A 16,672-nucleotide genomic window follows, 5' to 3' on the forward strand; every position below is an offset into this window, starting at 1 on the left:
CTGCGCCCCCTGATGCGAGGCAGAAGGGCCGCCATCCGTTGAGCGGCGTCTTGGTCGCCGGGCGGTTACCCCTTCGCTTTCTTGGTCGGGAAGGCATCGCCGCCCGGAATCGGCACGTGTGCCAGGATGTTCTCCGGGGTCAACTCGTAATCCGGCTTCTTCAGCTCGAGATCGGACTTGATCAGTTCATCCCAGAGAACCTCCTTGCCGGTGTAGGCCGCCTGGCGGACCATGATATTCGAGAGCGTTGATTCGGCGACGTTTCTCGCTTCGTTGTCGTGCTTGCCGCCGCGAATGGCCGCGATCAAGGTGGCGTGTTCCTGTACGTTGGGGGTTTGGCCCCTGACCGCGACGTACTCAAGGTTGGTAGGGAACCGTACCCTTCGCATCCGTCTTGTAACCCCACCGCTTTATGTATTCCTCCCCTGGAAGGAACTCGTCCTTGTATCGACTGAGTTCTGCTCTCAGCCACCCCTCCAGCTTGGCCTGCAGTGACTCAAGTTCGGGCTTCCCGACGAGGTTGCGCTGTTGATACGGGTCTTCCTCATTGTCGTATAGCAACCACGGCCCTTTAAGCGAGCATACATAGGTGTATCGCATCGTGCGGATTCCACGGTATTCGCGCCCGCCTTTTCCACGAATCCACTCCCCAAATGGGGCGACGCAACTGATCAGAGCAGCACGGTCTATGTCGGGTTGCTTGCCCAGCAACCATGCCGAGCGGTCCTCACCGTCCACTGTTGCCGGAATCGCGATCCCCGCCAATCCCAGAAGCGTCGGCATGATGTCCGGGCTGTTGAAGGGCGCCGCCAGCTTTCGGCCGGACCGGCCCAGGACCTTCGGCCAGCTTACCACGAAAGGAACCAGAATGGATTCATCCCAGGGGCGCTGCTTGCGGATCTGAGCGTGTGACCCGAGCATGTCGCCGTGGTCGGACGTGAACACCAGAATGGTGTTGTCCGCGATCCCGCTTTCCTGCAGAGTCTCGACAATCCGGCCCACGCACTCATCCAGCGCGGCGCAATGAGCGTAGTATCCCGCCAGATCTCGACGGGCGGCATCTTGTGCCTCGGGCGGGACATTCGGGCGCAGCTTGATGTCCTCGGGCCTGAACATGCGTCGGAATCGCTCAGGAGCGGTGTCGTACGGATTGTGCGGTGGTCCCCACGAGAGCACCAGCAGGAACGGCTCGTTCTTGTGAGCCTTGATGTAGGCCTGGGCCTCGACGGTTTGTGCGTCAGCATCGTAGCCTTTCCAGAACTGCTTCTCGTCGGTGTCCCCGTAGAACAGCGAGTGGTTATAGTTGTGAGTGCACTCGCACGCCCGCCAGAACTCGAAGCCCTGTCGCCGCTCGGGAGGAATGAAGCTCGATCGCCCATGCCCGTCGAGGTGCCACTTGCCGATGTAGGCGGTCTTGTATCCGGCACCGGCGAAGGCCTGTGCGAGCGAAACCGCGTCTCGGCTGAGGCATACGTCGTTGAGGAAGACCCCGTTGTTGACCGGGTAACGGCCGGTCATCAGCGTGGCTCGGTAGGGCGAACACACCGGGCAGGTCGAGACGGCGGTCGTGAGAACCACGCTCTCGGCCGCCAGGCGATCCAGGTGAGGCGTCTTCGCGTTGGGATCCCCCGCATAGCCGACGGCTTGGGCCCGCCACTGATCGGCGAAAAGGAAGACGACACTGGGCCGCGTCCTGGGTACTTCAGATCCTGTGGTGTCGTTCGTCGAAACCAGAAGGAACGCGGCCGCTGCGGCGACAAGCGACAGCAGCTTCCTGCTCATGGGTACCTCCTGGACCGGCATTGTTGCCTGATGCGGCTTCAAAAGCAAAAACTCCCTGCCCGACCCGGCATGACCTTGAACGGGATGCTTCGCATTATCGCCAGGCAACACTGCCGCTGGAGCGTTTCTCCTCGTCCTTGGAACGAGTACAATTCCACGCCATGAGAAGCATCGATCTCACGGACAGTCGCGTGGTGGTAATGGGCCTGGGTCGCTTCGGCGGGGGGATCGGAGTCACCCGCTGGCTGGTGGCCCAGGGGGCGCGGGTGACGGTAACCGACAAGGAGTCGGCCGAATCGCTTCGCCACAGTATCGAACAACTGAGCGATCTGCCGGTGACGTACCATCTGGGAGGACATCTGGATTCAGACCTCGAACGTTGTGATCTGCTGGTGGTCAGCCCGGCGGTCAACAAGGCCCAATCGGAGTATGTCCGCAAGGCCGTCGAACGCGGAATCCCGCTCAGCAGCGAGATGAACCTGTTTGTCGAACGATGCCCGGCGAGGCGCATTATTGGTGTCACCGGTTCGGCAGGCAAGAGCACCACGACGGCGATGGTCGGTTCGATCGCCTCGGCCTGTGCCCAGGCGGGTCGGGTGCCGGCCGTGTGGATGGGCGGCAACATCGGCCATTCCTTGCTGAACGATCTGCACCAAATGACCGCCGACGACCTGGTCGTACTCGAACTGTCGAGCTTTCAGCTCGAAGACGTCGCCATGGTGCCGTGGAGTCCTTCCCACGCCGTCATTACAAATATCAAGCCCAATCATCTGGATCGCCATGTCACCATGGAGGCCTACACAGCCGCCAAAATGAACATTGTTCGTTTCCAGAAACCGGACGGCCTGGCGTTCGTCAGCGCCGCCGATGAGCCGCTGGCGGAAGAGGTCCGAAAGGCCGGTGCCGGCTCGCGCTTGCGACGGTTTGAGTTCGATCCTGCGTTCAGGAAAGCCCTGCGAGTTCCGGGTCGGCATAACCAGGACAACGCCGCCGCCGCCGTCGCCGTGTCCCGTTCCGTGGGAATACCCGACGACCTGATCGCCCGCGGCCTGTCACAATTCACCGGTTTGCCGCACCGGTTGGAGCTGGTCGGGGAATACAACGGCGTGCAATACTACAACGATTCCAAGTCGACTACGCCGGAATCCGCCCTGATCGCCCTGAACGCCTTCTCCGCACCGGTGGTAATGATGATCGGCGGTGGCGACAAGGGCATGTCATTTGATGAGATGTGCCGCCAGATCGTGCAGAAGGCCAAAGGGGTGGTTTGCTACGGAGCGACCGGTCCCAAGTTGTTCGATTTGGCCGGCCGATTCGCCGCGGCCTCGACGCCCTCGGCACGCGTGGAAAAGGCCCGCAGCTTCGAAGAAGCCCTGACGGTCGCCAAGGCGATGGCTGAACCCGGTGACGTCGTGGTGATGTCTCCTGCTTGCACCAGCTACGACATGTTCACGAACTACGAGCAGCGGGGCGAGCGGTTCCGCGAAATCGTCCGATCCTTTGCCACTTGAGGGCGGCGTCGGATGGAGATTACATAACTGACGAAGTTTTATGCCGTCGAATGGAATAGTCGTGTACGTGCCCGAGCAGACCGGCGAACAACTGGTCTGGTCTGAGCCCGTGGATGGCGGAACTTGACCCCCTCGGCGGCAAGACTTGCGGGCTGTCGGCAGAAGTTGCGCTTCCTAAACCGATCCGGCCTCACCACCTGGTCGGAAACTTATCCAGATTAACACCATTCATAACTCTTCTTTGCATAATGACTTATCCCGTCCCGTCGAATTTCCGCTCCCTGAGCAATTCGTATGCCGCAGTGCTGTGGCACGCCCTTTGACAGGCGGAGGGTGTGCGTGGGTCTGCCCGCGCAACGGCGGTTCGTGGTGCCGCCGCCCGGTTTGCTGTGGGAGGTGAATCAACCGCGTGCGATGGGTGCGTAAGGCAACGGAGTGCCGGAACAGGCCCACGGATTGGGCCACCCTCGGCACGCGAATCATCCAGACAGCGGCCGTGGCCGCCGCGGTCCACATGGCCGAGCGGCTTCAAGTCGTGCCCCCAACTGAGACCGATTTGAGGCCGCGAACCGCAAAAGCGGAGCTGGACGCACAACCGGGGGCACCGAGGCAAGAAGGGCGGAAGGAGTCCGACGCGGGCAAAGAGATCGTCGAGGACTGACAGGGACTGGTTGATGGTATACGGCATCTATCAATCCGCGGCAGGCATGATCGTGAACCAGTACCGGCAGGCGGTGCTGGCCAACAACCTTGCCAACCTCGACACCGTCGGCTTCAAGCACGACCTGACGATCGTACGCGAACGGAAAGTGGAAACCGCCGAGGATGCCCTGAGCGGTCGGCTGAGTGATCGCATCCTCGACCGGATGACCGGCGGGTCGCTCGTCGCACCGACGGTCACTTCTTTCAGGCAAGGCGAGATCCAGGTTACCGGCAGAGAGACGGATGTGGCCATCGAGGGGAATGGGTTTTTTGCGGTCAGCGACGGCGCCAAGACGCGGTATACGCGAGACGGACGCTTCAGTATCAACAATGAAGGGTTGCTGGTGACGGCCGGCGGCCGGCCGGTGCTCGACGATCGGGGCAAGACGATTTCCGTGCCCGAGACCGCCCGAGGCCGGATCCGAATCGGTGAAGATGGCACCGTTCGTTCCGGCGACGAGGCTTTCGCAAGGATCGGCCTTGTCGACTTCGCAGACCGTTCGCGGCTCTGCAAAGTCGGCGCAAACATGTTCGAGGCCGTCGGAACGCGGGCTGAAGCCGTTTCCCCCAGACTGCGGACAAACTCATTGGAATCGTCCACCGTCGATCCGACCAAAGCCATGGTGGCGATGATCGAGGTGTCTCGAGCATACGAAATCAATGCCAATCTGGTGAGCATGGCCGACACGACGCTGAGCCGCGCCGTGAATGATATCGGGCGGATTCAGTAGATGTTGCGAGGATGAGCTGAACCCATGGGTATCACTGCGATGTATGCCGCTGCGACGGGGATGAAGGCGATGGACACGAAGCTCAACGTCGTGGCCAACAACCTCGCCAACGTCGGTACCGTCGGCTTCAAGCGCTCGCGCACGAACTTCGAAGACCTGATGTACCAGACCCTCCGTGAGCCGGGCGTCAAGGACATCAACGATGAGCCCAACCCGTACGGAATCCTGGTCGGACTGGGCGCCGCTGTGTCAGGGACGCAGCTTGATTTCCGCGTGGGCAGCGCGGAGCAGACGGACAAGCCTCTTGACGTCATGATCCAGGGAGAGGGCTTTTTCCAGGTCACCACGTATTACAACGGCGAGGAAATCAGAGCATACACGAGGGCGGGCAATTTCTTCCGCAACGCCAACGGGCAACTCGTGCTCGGCAACACGGACGGCTCGGTGTTGGAGCCTCGGATCACACTGGGTGAGGACGACCGGGAGATCGAGATCGATGCCGCCGGTCGCGTCTCGGCCATTCAGGGCGCCGGCCCCGACCGGACCGACATCGGGCAGATCGAGCTGGCCCGGTTCATCAATCCCGAAGGACTCAAGAGCATCGGTCAGAACCTGTACGTCGAAACCGACGCCTCCGGCCCGCCCATCACCGGTAACCCGATGGAGAACGGTATGGGCAGCCTGCAGAACCGGATGCTCGAATTGAGCAACGTTGAGCCGGTGCGCGAACTGGTGGACCTGATTTTCACGCAGCGGGGCTTCGAGCTGAACTCGCAGTCGATTCAGGGGGCCGACGAGATGCTGCGAGTGGTGGCGAATCTGAGACGGTAGCCGTGAACGGCGGCCGCGAACACCGCGGCGAAGGCGACCAACAATGGATATCGGTCGTGACGACACTGACGGATGACCACGGAGCGGAAACGGCAGCGAGGTGACAGCCAGGCATGGGTGACAGTCGGTAGCGGGTACAGGGAGTGAGCTGCCCGCGGGAGACCCTTGCGACGCGGAGGTCGTCGATGCAGGATGCAGCAAGGACAATCTGGTGCGGCACAAAGCGACGAAGTGATCGCCGGGGCCGGTGGCTGATTCGATGCGCTGCGGCCTGTGGCCTGGCAGTGATTCTGCCGACCCAGGCACGGGGAACGACTCCCGCGTCGCAGCCGACGACCGAGCGTTCCCACCCCAATCAGGAAATAACCGCCCGGCTGCACGACACGGCCATCGTCAACGACGACCAGGTCACCCTGGGCGACATCGCTGAAATCCACGGAGACCTTGTCGGCCTGGCCGCGTCTTGCCCGATCATCCTTTCCCCGAAGCCGGGTTATTCCCTCTCCCTGACAATTGATGATGTTCAGAAGGCCTTGGCCGACCGCGGCGCGAACCTCGCACACTGGACCTTCCGCGGAAGCAGTCGGTGTACCGTTACCAGGCCGATTCGTCGAGAGAACCAGACGTGTCCGTCGTCTAAGCGGTCCGGCGATCGCTCCGCTGGCCCGAAAACCGTGCCGGAAGTGCCGGACCGAACGACGACCGAGACGACCCCCGGTGCAGCCGCGGTCAGCCCGGACACCTTGGGCGGGGCGATGCATCGGTTCATTCGACAGCGCTTGGCTGAATTGGGCGGCACGCCTGTGATCCAGTTCCCCAAAACACTTTCTCGTCAGTTGGAGTTGTCCAAACCCACATATGAGTTTCGCGTTGACTCCCGAAGCAATGAGCTGCTCGGTCTTGTGCCGCTCGATGTGACCATCATCGATCCGGACGGGCAGGAACAGGCACTGCAGGTCTCCGCGAAGGTCTCACTGCGCAAGGCCGTGCTCGTTGCCGGCCGGCCGATCAACAGAGGCGCCGTGGTTGCAGCCTCCGACATCACCTTGCAGGAGCAGATCTTCGATCGCGTCGAGGATGTCGGTTTGGCCCGCCCGGCCGCGATCATCGGGCAACGAGCCAGACGCTTCATCAACAAGGGGGACAAGCTTCTAGCCAGGGATTTCGAACCGCTGCCCCTTGTCTACCGCAATGATCTTGTCACCGTTCTTATCGACCGCGGAAACCTGCGCATCAAGGGGACCGCCAGAGCGCTGGGCTCCGGCGCATTTGGAGACGTGATTGACGTTCGCAATGAGATGGGTGAGCGATCCGCAGGACGGTTCTCGGCGGTCGTCGTCGGCGCCAAGACGGTTGAAGTCACAGGTGAGGATCGACCGACCACGACCGCGCCGGCGGATAGAGGGGCGATGTAATGTCACGAATGACGCCGTTCGTTCTCGGAGTTTGCTTGTTGGCCTCCCAGGCGGCCTCGCAGAGTTCGTCCCTGTGGCGGGTCCCGCCGGCGGATCATCGCCTGCAGGCGGAAACCTCGGCCCAGGGCCCTGCGCCCGGAGGCTTCGTCGCGGCTCCTCTCAGGGAGGACGTCAGCCCGGCTACGCGGTCGATCGAGGCGGTTTCGCTGATTGCCATTCCCCGTACGCAGCCCCGCAAGTTCCGACCTCACGATCTGGTCACCATCATCGTCAAGCAGAAAAAGTCATACGAGTCGGAAGCCAAGATGGACACCGAGAGAAAGTGGGACATCAACGGAAAGCTGAGCGAATGGTTCCGTTTCCACGAGGACCACAAACTCGGCACGGACAGCCTCCGATTCGGTCAGCCCGGCTTCAAGTTCAAATTCAACAACAAGTACGAGAATGACGGCGAGAACGGGCGAGAAGACAAGTTCGAGACCCGGATCCAGGCCACGGTCGTGGACGTGAAGCCCAACGGCAACCTCGTGCTGGAGGCCCATCAACAGGAAACCCACGACGACGAGATCATCGATCTGACGCTGACCGGCGTCTGCCGCAGCGAAGACGTAACCCCGGCGAACACCATTCTCAGCACTCAGGTCGCGGAAATGGTTCTCGTCGAAAAGAACAGCGGCGCAATGCGTGACGCGACTCAAAGAGGTTGGATCCCCCGGCTGCTTGACTGGGCAAAGCCCTTCTGACCGGGCGGAAGAATCCGGCGGGAGAATCTGAATGCGGCGGGTGGATGCGAGATCGAGAGAGTCAGTGATGAAGGGCGAGAAACGCGTATTCCGGCTTCTGGCAACGGCCCTGATTGTGGGTCTGGCTGTGCCCGCCGCCATGGCGGTCAAGATCGGCGATATCACGCATTTGCAGGGCTCGCGGGTCAACCGCTTGGTAGGCTACGGGCTGGTGGTCGGCCTGAACGGCACTGGCGACGGCGGTAGCTACATGCCAGCGATGCAGGCCCTGGCCAAGGCCCACGAGCGATTCGCCAATCCGGTGGTCACTCTGCAGGAACTGAAGAATGTCAAAAACGTGGCCATTGTTCTGGTCGAGGCTTCTCTACCGCGCGACGGAGCCCGCGAAGGGGAGCGCATCGACGTGCAGGTGAGTAGCATCGGGGCGGCCAAGAGCCTGCTCGGCGGCCGCCTGCTGGTTACCCCCTTGGTCGGTCCCCATCCGCAGGACACGCGCGGGGCAATGGCCTTGGCGTCCGGACCGCTGCATGTCGAAGATCCCGCCCTTCCGACCGTCGCGAAAATCGTGCAGGGCGCCACGCTCGAACAGGACTGGATCCACAACTACGTTGCCCTGGGAAGAGAACTCGCAATCGCCCGAAATCGTGATGCCGGTCAGAGCCTGGCCTGGCTCCGTCCCGATGAGCCCTACGTCACGCTGGTCATCGATGAGAGTGTCGCCGGATGGGGCGTCGCCAACACCATTGCCCAGGCGATCAATGCGGACGTGGCGATCAGCGCCGGTGCGGCCGACGATCCCGCCGCCCAGATCGCCGTGGCCTGCGATCCGCGAACCGTCGCGGTTCGCCTTCCGGAAGCGGAACGAAACGACCCGGCCGCGTTTCTGGCACGCCTGGAAATCCTCGATCTCTTCATGCAGTTCGCCGAGGCCCGCGTCACGATCAACCGGAGAACCGGAACCATCGTCATGACCGGCGACGTGGAAATCGCGCCGGCCGTCATTTCGCACAAAGGCCTGACGGTCGAGACGTTGGTACCCGAACCTGCTCCGACGCCTGAGAATCCGAGAGTGGTCAGGCAGGAGTTTGTCGGTCTTGACCCCGGGCACAAGGGCGGCGCGAAGCTCGCGGACTTGCTCGACGCACTGAACCGGCTTCAGGTGCCGGCCGCCGACAAGATCGCGATCATCGATCAATTGAAGAAGACGGGCAAGTTGTACGCCACGGTCGTTGAGGAGCAGTAGCCGGTGGACATGAAACCCGGCCGGACCGCGAGGAGCCGAACGAATGAGCGATTTACGAGTGAATTCCGTCCTTCAGAGCCCGCCACAAGCAACGGCTGCGGTCAACAAAGGCCGCCCGGCATTGCGAAAGGCTGTGGGCGAGGTGGTCGGTACGGTGTTCTATGGTCCTATGCTGCGGATCGCACGCAATAGCAGGATCGAGGGGAAATACGGGCACGGGGGACGCGGGGAGAAGGTCTTCCAGGCTCAACTCGATCAGGAGTTCCTGAGTCGTGCGGGCGGCCGCATGCGTAACAGCCTGACCGAGGCGATTTGCAGCCGTCTGGCCGGGGGAAAGGAAGGTTGACAGTGACGCAGGTGAAAGCGGACAACCTGGCAAAAGAGCTCGTTCGCCTCCTGAACGACATGGCGGGCATCCACGAGGAGCTGACGGTGCTGATGCGCAGCAAACTGGAGGCAATACGCCGGGCGGACGGCGATGCGATTCAATCCGTCACCGTTCGCGAAACGGCTCTTGCCAACAGGCTGGCCGAACGCGAGGGGCTTCGCCGCGACCTCGTCCGCAACATTCTTCGAGAGCTCGGAATGAGTTCCCGAAAACCGCAGAACATCAGAATGACCGAACTCGCGGAGTGCTTTGCCGAGCCGCGACGCAGCCGGATCCTCGTCGCGACCACGGGGTTGCGGGCAAGGCTCGAGCAGATCGAACGGCTCAGTGCCACGACCAGGATGATTACCACGGAAATGCTCCGTCATATGGAAGAAATCATTGGGGTAATGACCTCAGGCGGGCCGACGACGGGCGTGTACTCGAGGGCGGGAAGCCGCGAGACCTCCGGTCGGGCAAGCGTGTTCGAGGCGGTGGGATGAATCATGGGCTTGATTAACGGCGCATTACAGATCGGCAAGACGGCGCTTCTGGCTTATCAAAGCGCACTGCAGGTGACGGGCAATAACGTCGCCAACGCCGGCAGCTCCACATATACGCGCCAGACGCCCGTGCTTCAGCCGGTGATCGGCGGCGCCATTCCCGAAGGCTTTATGCCCGGTGGCGGCGTCGCCCTTGCGGACTTGCGACGCAACATCGATGAGTCCCTCATGAACCGGCTGCGCATCGCAACCAGCCAGATGGCTATGGTCACGGTGCAGCAGCAGAACATCGGACGCATCGAAAGCACAATGAACGAACTCAGCGAGGTCGACCTCTCCACGCTGCTTCAGGCGTTTTTCAATTCCTTCAGCGCCCTCCAGAACGAGCCGCAGAGCTTGGCGCAGCGGGACATCGTCCTGAGCGCCGCCACCTCCCTGATCTCGGCCCTTCGGCAGCAGCGGGGCGATGTCCTGGCCTTGAGGGACGAACTCAATAACCAGATTCAGCGCGACACCGAGAGGGCCGCCAAGCTCGTCGAGAACATCCGGGACCTGAATGTGCGAATCGTGGCCATGGAAGGGGGCGGTCAGTTCGGAGCCAACGCCCTCAGGGACCAGCGGGACCAGTATCTGGCCGAGCTCGCCGAAATCATCCAGGTCCAGGTGCGGGAGCAACCCGACGGCAGCGTCAACGTCTATGTCGGCAACGAATTGCTCATTCAGGGCGGGATGAGTCGAGGTCTCACGTGCACGCTGGACAACACCGACGGCATCATCCGCGCCACCGTCCGCTTTGCGGATAACAACGGCAATGTGGCCTTGTGGGGGGGGCGGCTCGCCGGCCTCCAGAAGGCCAGGGACGAGCAGGTTTTGCCACACGTCGAACAACTCAACAGCCTGGCGGCTGCCCTGATTCAGGAAGTCAACAAGGTCCACGCCTCCGGCCAGGGGTTGTCAAGCGGCGGATGGTTTACCGACGTTGCCGGCACCTATGACGTCAACGACGCGAACCTGGCTCTCAACGACGCCCGGATCGGCCTTGACCTGATCCCTCGAAACGGATCGTTCCTGATCACGCTGACCGATTCGACCGGCGTCGCGACAACCACCCTGATCACCGTTGACCTGGACGGAATCGGAACCGACGACTCCCTGAATTCGCTGGCTGCGAAAATCAATGCGACGGTCGCAAACCTCACCGCGACCGTGACCTCCGACAACCGGCTCGAGCTCGCCGCCGCCGACGGCTACACGATGACCTTTGCCGAAGACACCTCATACGTCCTGGCGGCCCTGGGGATAAACACGTTCTTCTCCGGGAAGGACGCTATGGACATCGGCATCAATGAGATGTTGCTCGAAAACCCGGCCCGGCTGGCCGCCGCCACCGACCGCACCTCAGGAGATGGAACCAACGCCGCCAGGCTTGCGGCCCTGGGCAACGAACCGGTCGCGGCGATCGGCAATCAGAGCCTGGTCGAATTCTATAACCTGATTGTCAATAACGTGGCCATCAAGGGTGCTGCCGCCAAGGCCGACGTCGAAGCCCACGACGCGGTGACCACGGCCCTCTCAACGCAGCGGGAGTCGCTCAGCGGCGTCAGCCTCGACGAAGAGACCATCATGCTGCTTAAGCTGGAACGATCGTTCCAGGGGGCCGCGAGATTCACCTCGGTGGTGGATCGGCTGATCGAGGAAATGCTGGGGATTCTAGGATAGACGCGCAAAAGGTGCCGCTTGCCCGCCAAGCGGCCACCGGAATCGCACAAGGCGGACGGAACGTATGGCGATATCGGCGATCAACATCACGAGAACGAGCTTCAACCTGCAGACGCTTTCGCTGCTGGACTCTCTGCGCCAGAACACGCTGAAGATCTTTCTTGAGCAGAATCGACTGGCAACCGGTAACAGGATTACCGCCCCAAGCGATGACCCTGTCGGTGCGGGATCTGCGGTCCGGATGACCGAGATTCTCGATCGCCAGGAACAGATCCTCGCCAACATCAAGTACGCCGATGGCTTCCTTTCGGCCACCGACAACGCCGTCAGCGAGATCAGTCGGTTGCTTACCGACGCCCATTCCATCGCACTGGAAATGGTCAATAGCTTCAGCAGCCAGGAACAGCGCGACTCGATGGCCGAGGTGGTCAAGAGCATCATCCAGGAATTGGTGATGGTCGGCAACCGTACCTTTGGCGATGTGTACCTCTTCGGTGGGCGGAAGACCGATTCCGTGCCCTTCAGCGAGGAAAACGGAGGCGTCGTCTACCGCGGCGACACCAAGTCTCTGACCGCGCATGTCGATCGCTTCCTGGATGCCCCGTTCAACATTTCCGGCGACGAACTGTTCGGCTCGCTCAGCGGCAAGGTAACCGGTTGGGTGGACCTTGATCCGTCCCTGACCGGCGACACCCGACTGGTCGACATGGGCGGCACGACGGGCAGGGGAATCGACACCAGCGGGCTGCTGCGCATCTCGCTGGACGTCCCGGCGGTCAGCTTCACCGTGGATCTGAGTAACGCCGACACCGCCCAGAATGTAATCGATATGATTAACGACGCCGCAGCACGGGCTGGGTTGAATGTAGGTCCGGGCTTGGACTTCAATGCTTCGTACAACCCGAGCCTCAACGGCTTCCAGATCGACGTCGGCGCGGGAAACGTGAGTGTGCAGGATGTCGGCGGCGGCGTAACGGGCCGTGACCTGGGCCTTGTCGGTACCGCGGCCGGAAGCCTCGTCGGGGCCGACCTCCAACCCAGACTCGTTCCCATGACTACCGTCGCGTCGCTGTTCGGCGGAGCAGGGGCTGCTTTGGGATCAATCATCATCACGAATGATAATCTCACTGCAACCGTCGACCTGAGCTCGGCTGTCACCATTCAGGACATCCTCAACGCCGTCGGCAGCGCCGGCGTCAAAGTCAAGGCTCAGATTAATGAGGCTGGCACGGGTCTTGACGTCATCAATCTGGTCTCCGGGTTGGAGATGCGCATCGGCGAGGCCGGCGACGGCTCGGGCACCGCCGAGGTCCTCGGCATTCGCTCGATGTACGCCGACACGCCGTTGAGCCGGTTGAACAACGGTCGGGGCGTGGAGTTCCGAGCGGATCACGACGACCTGCTGATTAATACCAAGGATGGAAACAGCTTCACCGTGGATCTCGACGGCTGTCTCACCGTTCAGGACGTCCTTGACCGAATCAACGCCGCGGCGGGCGGGGCGGTCACGGCTTCGCTTGCCCTGACCGGAAACGGAATCCGGCTGGTGGATAACACCGGCGGCGGGGGGACGTTCAGCGTCTGCCGTGCCGATCTGTCCCCGGCCATTGACGGACTGGGCCTGGAGAAGAGCACGACGGGGAACGAAATCGTCGGCGATGACGTGAACGGGATCGAGCCCGACAGCGTGTTCAGCGCCTTGATCGAGCTGTACCGGGCCCTCGTGTCGGGCGGGCCCGATGCCGAGCAGCGAATCACAAGCGCCGGTTCCCGGATTCGCGAATTCATCGATCACGCCACTCGCGTCCAGGGACGCGTGGGCGCCCGGTCGCAGGCAATGCGCACCCGGCTGGAACTCACCGAGGATGCCGTCGTCGCAACCCAAGCCCTGCTGAGCGAAGTGAAGGACCTTGATTACACCGAGGCGGTTACGCGCTTTCAGCAGGCTCAGACGATCCTGCAGGCCAACCTGATGACCGGTGCGAGGCTGATGCAGTTGTCGCTCATGGATTATCTCTGAGCCGGCGATGGCGGCGCCGGATGGGGGAGCGGATGAGGCCGGCGGGGAACGAGAGCAAGGACGGGGCGGAGCACGTCGGGCTGCCGGACCGACCCACCAGCAGCCCGAAGCCGTGATTGCCCGGCAGCGGTAAGCCGGGTCGCGTTCAGGATGACGCAGGTCGTCCTTCTGCAACTGGAGGTGGTCGCTGAGACCGGTGGTACGGACGTTACGGATGACGCCGGCCGGTCGACGACATGCAGAAGGACCGCCAATCACCTGGAATGGGTCGAGATGAGGAGAGTCGCGATGATGATCCAAACGTCGCGCTTTGGACCGCTGGAGGTGGATGAGACAAGGCTGATCCGTTTCGAGAAAGGAATCCTGGGCTTCCCGGATCAGCATGAGTACGCCCTGATTCAGACGGCCGAGGACAGCGGATTCTACTGGCTTCAGGCCGTCGACCGGGCGGAGCTGGCGTTCGTCGTCTGTGATCCGCGTCTGTTCGTTCCGGATTACGTGGTTCCGGTGAAACTGGAGGAGCTCACCCAGATCGGGTTGACCGATCCGTCTGGGGCACAGGTGTTTACCATCGTCAACAAGGTGGACAGCATCCTCACTGGAAACCTCCAGGGACCGCTGGTGGTCAACGTCGAGACGCGGCAGGCCAAGCAGTTGGTCTTGTCCGACCGCAGATACTCGACCCGCCATCCGCTGATGAACCTCAGCCGGAAGCCCGAGGCCGTGAGCAAGACGGCCTGACCCGCATCGCCCGGCCGCAACAACGGGGTGCCTGTTCAGCCGGAACCCCGCGCGGTACGATACTGCTTCGGCCTGGGCGGATGCGTTGACATCGGCTGCTTGCCCCGCGAGGAAAGTGATGGTCCGCTCGCCGAGCGAACACACCAGCCGTTTGCAAACCGGCACACGGCGCCTCGATGATCGGACAAGCAGGTTATTCACGAAGCATCGGCATGGCCAAGGAAGGAGCCGAGGATGTTGGTGCTATCCAGACAGCGAGATCAGACAATCATGATCGGCGACGATATCGAGATCACGGTTGTCGATATCCGCGGAGACAAAGTAAGGCTCGGGATCAACGCCCCCGCCGAGATCCCGGTGCACCGCAAGGAAGTCTACGAGGCGATCAAGAGGGAAAATCGCGCGGCTGCCGGCGTCAAGCCGGAAGACATCGCCAATGTGGCCGGCACCCCTGCGAATCATTCGGGATCTTCGAAGGAGAGGTAGGGGGCACCGAGCCCGCGGCCCGGGGCTTTCGAGCAAGCTCCTCGCGGGACGATCCGTCAGGTAGAACGGATCTGGTAGCCAAGATCAATCAAGGAGGATTGCAAAATGGCTAGGATTAACACGAACGTACCGGCCATTGTCGCCCAAAGAGCTCTGCGCCAGTCACAGAGAGAACTGCAGGTTTCCCTGGAACGGCTTTCCAGCGGTCTGCGAATCAATCGAGGCGCGGACGACCCGGCCGGTCTCATCAGTTCAGAGCTCCTGAGGGCCGAGATCTCAGGTATCCAAAAGTCCATCAGCAACTCGCAGCGGGCGATCAATATCATCGCGACGGCGGAAGCCTCGCTCAACGAAGTCGCCTCGCTGCTGACCGACATTCAAGGCCTCATCGTCGAGATCGCCAATGACGCCGCTATGTCGGAGGACGAAAAACAGGCCAACCAGTTGCAGATCAACTCCGCCATCGAGTCCATCACGCGCATCGCCAACACCGCGTCGTTCGCGGGCCGCAAACTGCTCAACGGCGAACTGGACTACGTCACCAGCGGCGTCGATCCGACCATGATCGGAACGTACGCGATTCATCGCTGCCAGTTCGGCACGGCCAGCTACATCCCGGTCGACGTCGCGGTCACTGTGTCCGCACAGCACGCACAGCTTCAGATTCGAAACAGCGCAATTACCAACACCATCAACGTCGAGATCCGCGGCTCGATCGGAACCACCGTGCTCAGCTTCACCTCCGGCACGTCCGTCACCGACATCATGGCGGCCGTCAATCGCGAGAGCCAGGCCAGCGGTATTGAAGCCGTGTACTTGAACGACGCCAATCCCGCCAGCGGCATGGCGTTCCAGAGCATCGGGTTCGGCTCCGACGAGTTCGTCGAGGTGACGCTGCTGCCCGGCAGCGGCGCTCTGACCCTCTATCGCCCCGACGGCACCACGCAGTCGTCCAGCACGATGCGGTCCATCGGACGCGACGCCATCGCCAGCATCAACGGCGCCCAGGTCATCGGCCGGGGCTTGGAGCTGAACCTCCAGACCCGCACCCTCGAACTCAGTCTGACGCTCGACAAGAACTTCGGCATCGGATCCACGACCTTCGCCGTAACCGGAGGAGGCGCACTCTTCCAGCTCGGTCCCGACGTCAACACCAACCAGCAGGTGAACCTGGGCATCCAGTCGGTCGCGGCGTCGCGGCTCGGCAATCCGCTGATCGGTTACCTCAGCCAGGTGATGTCGAGCCAGGCGTTCGATCCGACGAGGAGCCTGTCCAACGCCAACTACGCGTCGCAGATCGTCAACGAAGCCAACCGGCAGGTGTCGGTGCTGCGCGGACGACTGGGCGCCTTTGAACGAAATACGTTGCAGACCAATATCCGCTCGCTCGAGGTGACGATGGAAAACCTCATATCCAGCGAGTCGGCGATTCGCGACGCTGATTTTGCCTATGAGACCTCGCGGTTGACGCGTAATCAGATTCTGGTCAGCGCGGGCACCAGCGTGCTGGCTCTGGCGAATTCCAGCTCGCAGAACGTCCTTGCGCTGCTCGGCGGATAAGACTGCGCCTCAACCTGGCGCGGGTCGCGCACGGCCGCCTTCACGCTCAGCGGCACAGGCTCAGCTTGATCGCTTCTGAGCGCGTCGGCCTCTCCTGAGCACCTGCGCCTCAGAAGCAAATCGTAATGGCCGAAACGATGCGCATCCGCCGCAAATCGAGCTGACGAATGCGGATCGCGGGCGCCGGGTGGCAGGGTCTCGACCGGGGCCCGCGAGCCCGCCCCAAGGCCGATCCGCGCGCCGCCCCGAGGCAAGCCCGCGTTTTCTGCACGTTTTCTTCGTCCGGATCGCGACGATCACGCCGTCTCGTATTCTCGG

General features: G+C 62.1%; 16 protein-coding genes. 14 read left to right on the forward strand and 2 right to left on the reverse strand.

The window, feature by feature from the left end; translation table 11 throughout:
* Nucleotides 1-65: 65 nt before the first annotated feature.
* Together PLL20_08690 and PLL20_08695 are read right to left on the reverse strand one after the other, a co-directional pair.
* Nucleotides 66-389 (reverse strand): hypothetical protein, encoded by a 324-nt coding sequence (locus tag PLL20_08690; protein HPD30056.1) that lies wholly within the window; start codon nt 387-389, stop codon nt 66-68.
* On the reverse strand, nt 358-1,782 hold the full coding sequence (locus tag PLL20_08695; protein HPD30057.1) for a sulfatase: 1,425 nt from the start codon (nt 1,780-1,782) through the stop codon (nt 358-360). The genes PLL20_08690 and PLL20_08695 overlap by 32 nt, the downstream gene beginning before the upstream one ends.
* A 161-nt stretch (nt 1,783-1,943) precedes the next feature.
* Here PLL20_08695 and murD point away from each other — a divergent pair, with 161 nt between their 5' ends.
* From murD to PLL20_08765, 14 genes are all read left to right on the forward strand, one after another.
* Nucleotides 1,944-3,293 carry a UDP-N-acetylmuramoyl-L-alanine--D-glutamate ligase gene (gene murD, locus PLL20_08700; protein HPD30058.1) on the forward strand — a complete coding sequence of 450 codons (1,350 nt, stop codon included), beginning with the start codon at nt 1,944-1,946 and terminating at the stop codon, nt 3,291-3,293.
* A 409-nt stretch (nt 3,294-3,702) separates the two neighbouring features.
* Nucleotides 3,703-3,954, forward strand: coding sequence for a hypothetical protein (locus tag PLL20_08705; protein HPD30059.1), 252 nt, complete (start codon nt 3,703-3,705; stop codon nt 3,952-3,954).
* 13 nt (nt 3,955-3,967) lie between these two features.
* A complete protein-coding gene (flgF, locus tag PLL20_08710; GenBank protein HPD30060.1) occupies nt 3,968-4,726 on the forward strand; it encodes a flagellar basal-body rod protein FlgF in 759 nt (252 codons plus the stop codon).
* Nucleotides 4,727-4,750: 24 nt separating this feature from the next.
* A complete protein-coding gene (gene flgG, locus PLL20_08715) occupies nt 4,751-5,557 on the forward strand; it encodes a flagellar basal-body rod protein FlgG (GenBank protein ID HPD30061.1) in 807 nt (268 codons plus the stop codon).
* Between the two features lie 185 nt (nt 5,558-5,742).
* Entirely contained in the window at nt 5,743-6,972 is a 1,230-nt protein-coding gene (gene flgA, locus PLL20_08720; GenBank protein ID HPD30062.1) for a flagellar basal body P-ring formation chaperone FlgA, read from the forward strand.
* Nucleotides 6,972-7,715 (forward strand): flagellar basal body L-ring protein FlgH, encoded by a 744-nt coding sequence (locus PLL20_08725; GenBank protein ID HPD30063.1) that lies wholly within the window; start codon nt 6,972-6,974, stop codon nt 7,713-7,715. Before flgA ends, PLL20_08725 begins: the two co-directional genes overlap by 1 nt.
* A gap of 31 nt (nt 7,716-7,746) precedes the next feature.
* The gene (locus tag PLL20_08730) at nt 7,747-8,958 is read left to right on the forward strand and encodes a flagellar basal body P-ring protein FlgI (GenBank protein HPD30064.1); all 1,212 of its coding nucleotides are present in this window, start codon (nt 7,747-7,749) and stop codon (nt 8,956-8,958) included.
* Nucleotides 8,959-9,001: 43 nt separating this feature from the next.
* Nucleotides 9,002-9,304, forward strand: coding sequence for a hypothetical protein (locus tag PLL20_08735; GenBank protein ID HPD30065.1), 303 nt, complete (start codon nt 9,002-9,004; stop codon nt 9,302-9,304).
* A 2-nt stretch (nt 9,305-9,306) separates the two neighbouring features.
* Nucleotides 9,307-9,828, forward strand: coding sequence for a flagellar protein FlgN (locus PLL20_08740; GenBank protein HPD30066.1), 522 nt, complete (start codon nt 9,307-9,309; stop codon nt 9,826-9,828).
* A 3-nt stretch (nt 9,829-9,831) separates the two neighbouring features.
* The gene (flgK, locus tag PLL20_08745; protein ID HPD30067.1) at nt 9,832-11,547 is read left to right on the forward strand and encodes a flagellar hook-associated protein FlgK; all 1,716 of its coding nucleotides are present in this window, start codon (nt 9,832-9,834) and stop codon (nt 11,545-11,547) included.
* A 64-nt stretch (nt 11,548-11,611) separates the two neighbouring features.
* Nucleotides 11,612-13,567, forward strand: a complete 1,956-nt coding sequence (gene flgL / locus PLL20_08750; protein HPD30068.1) for a flagellar hook-associated protein FlgL — start codon at nt 11,612-11,614, stop codon at nt 13,565-13,567.
* Between the two features lie 288 nt (nt 13,568-13,855).
* Nucleotides 13,856-14,308, forward strand: coding sequence for a flagellar assembly protein FliW (locus tag PLL20_08755; protein HPD30069.1), 453 nt, complete (start codon nt 13,856-13,858; stop codon nt 14,306-14,308).
* A gap of 234 nt (nt 14,309-14,542) precedes the next feature.
* Nucleotides 14,543-14,794, forward strand: coding sequence for a carbon storage regulator CsrA (gene csrA, locus PLL20_08760; protein HPD30070.1), 252 nt, complete (start codon nt 14,543-14,545; stop codon nt 14,792-14,794).
* Between the two features lie 105 nt (nt 14,795-14,899).
* Nucleotides 14,900-16,354, forward strand: coding sequence for a flagellin (locus PLL20_08765; protein ID HPD30071.1), 1,455 nt, complete (start codon nt 14,900-14,902; stop codon nt 16,352-16,354).
* Nucleotides 16,355-16,672: the final 318 nt, after the last annotated feature.

It is taken from the genome of Phycisphaerae bacterium, from assembly GCA_035384605.1.
GTDB lineage: Bacteria > Planctomycetota > Phycisphaerae > UBA1845 > PWPN01 > JAUCQB01.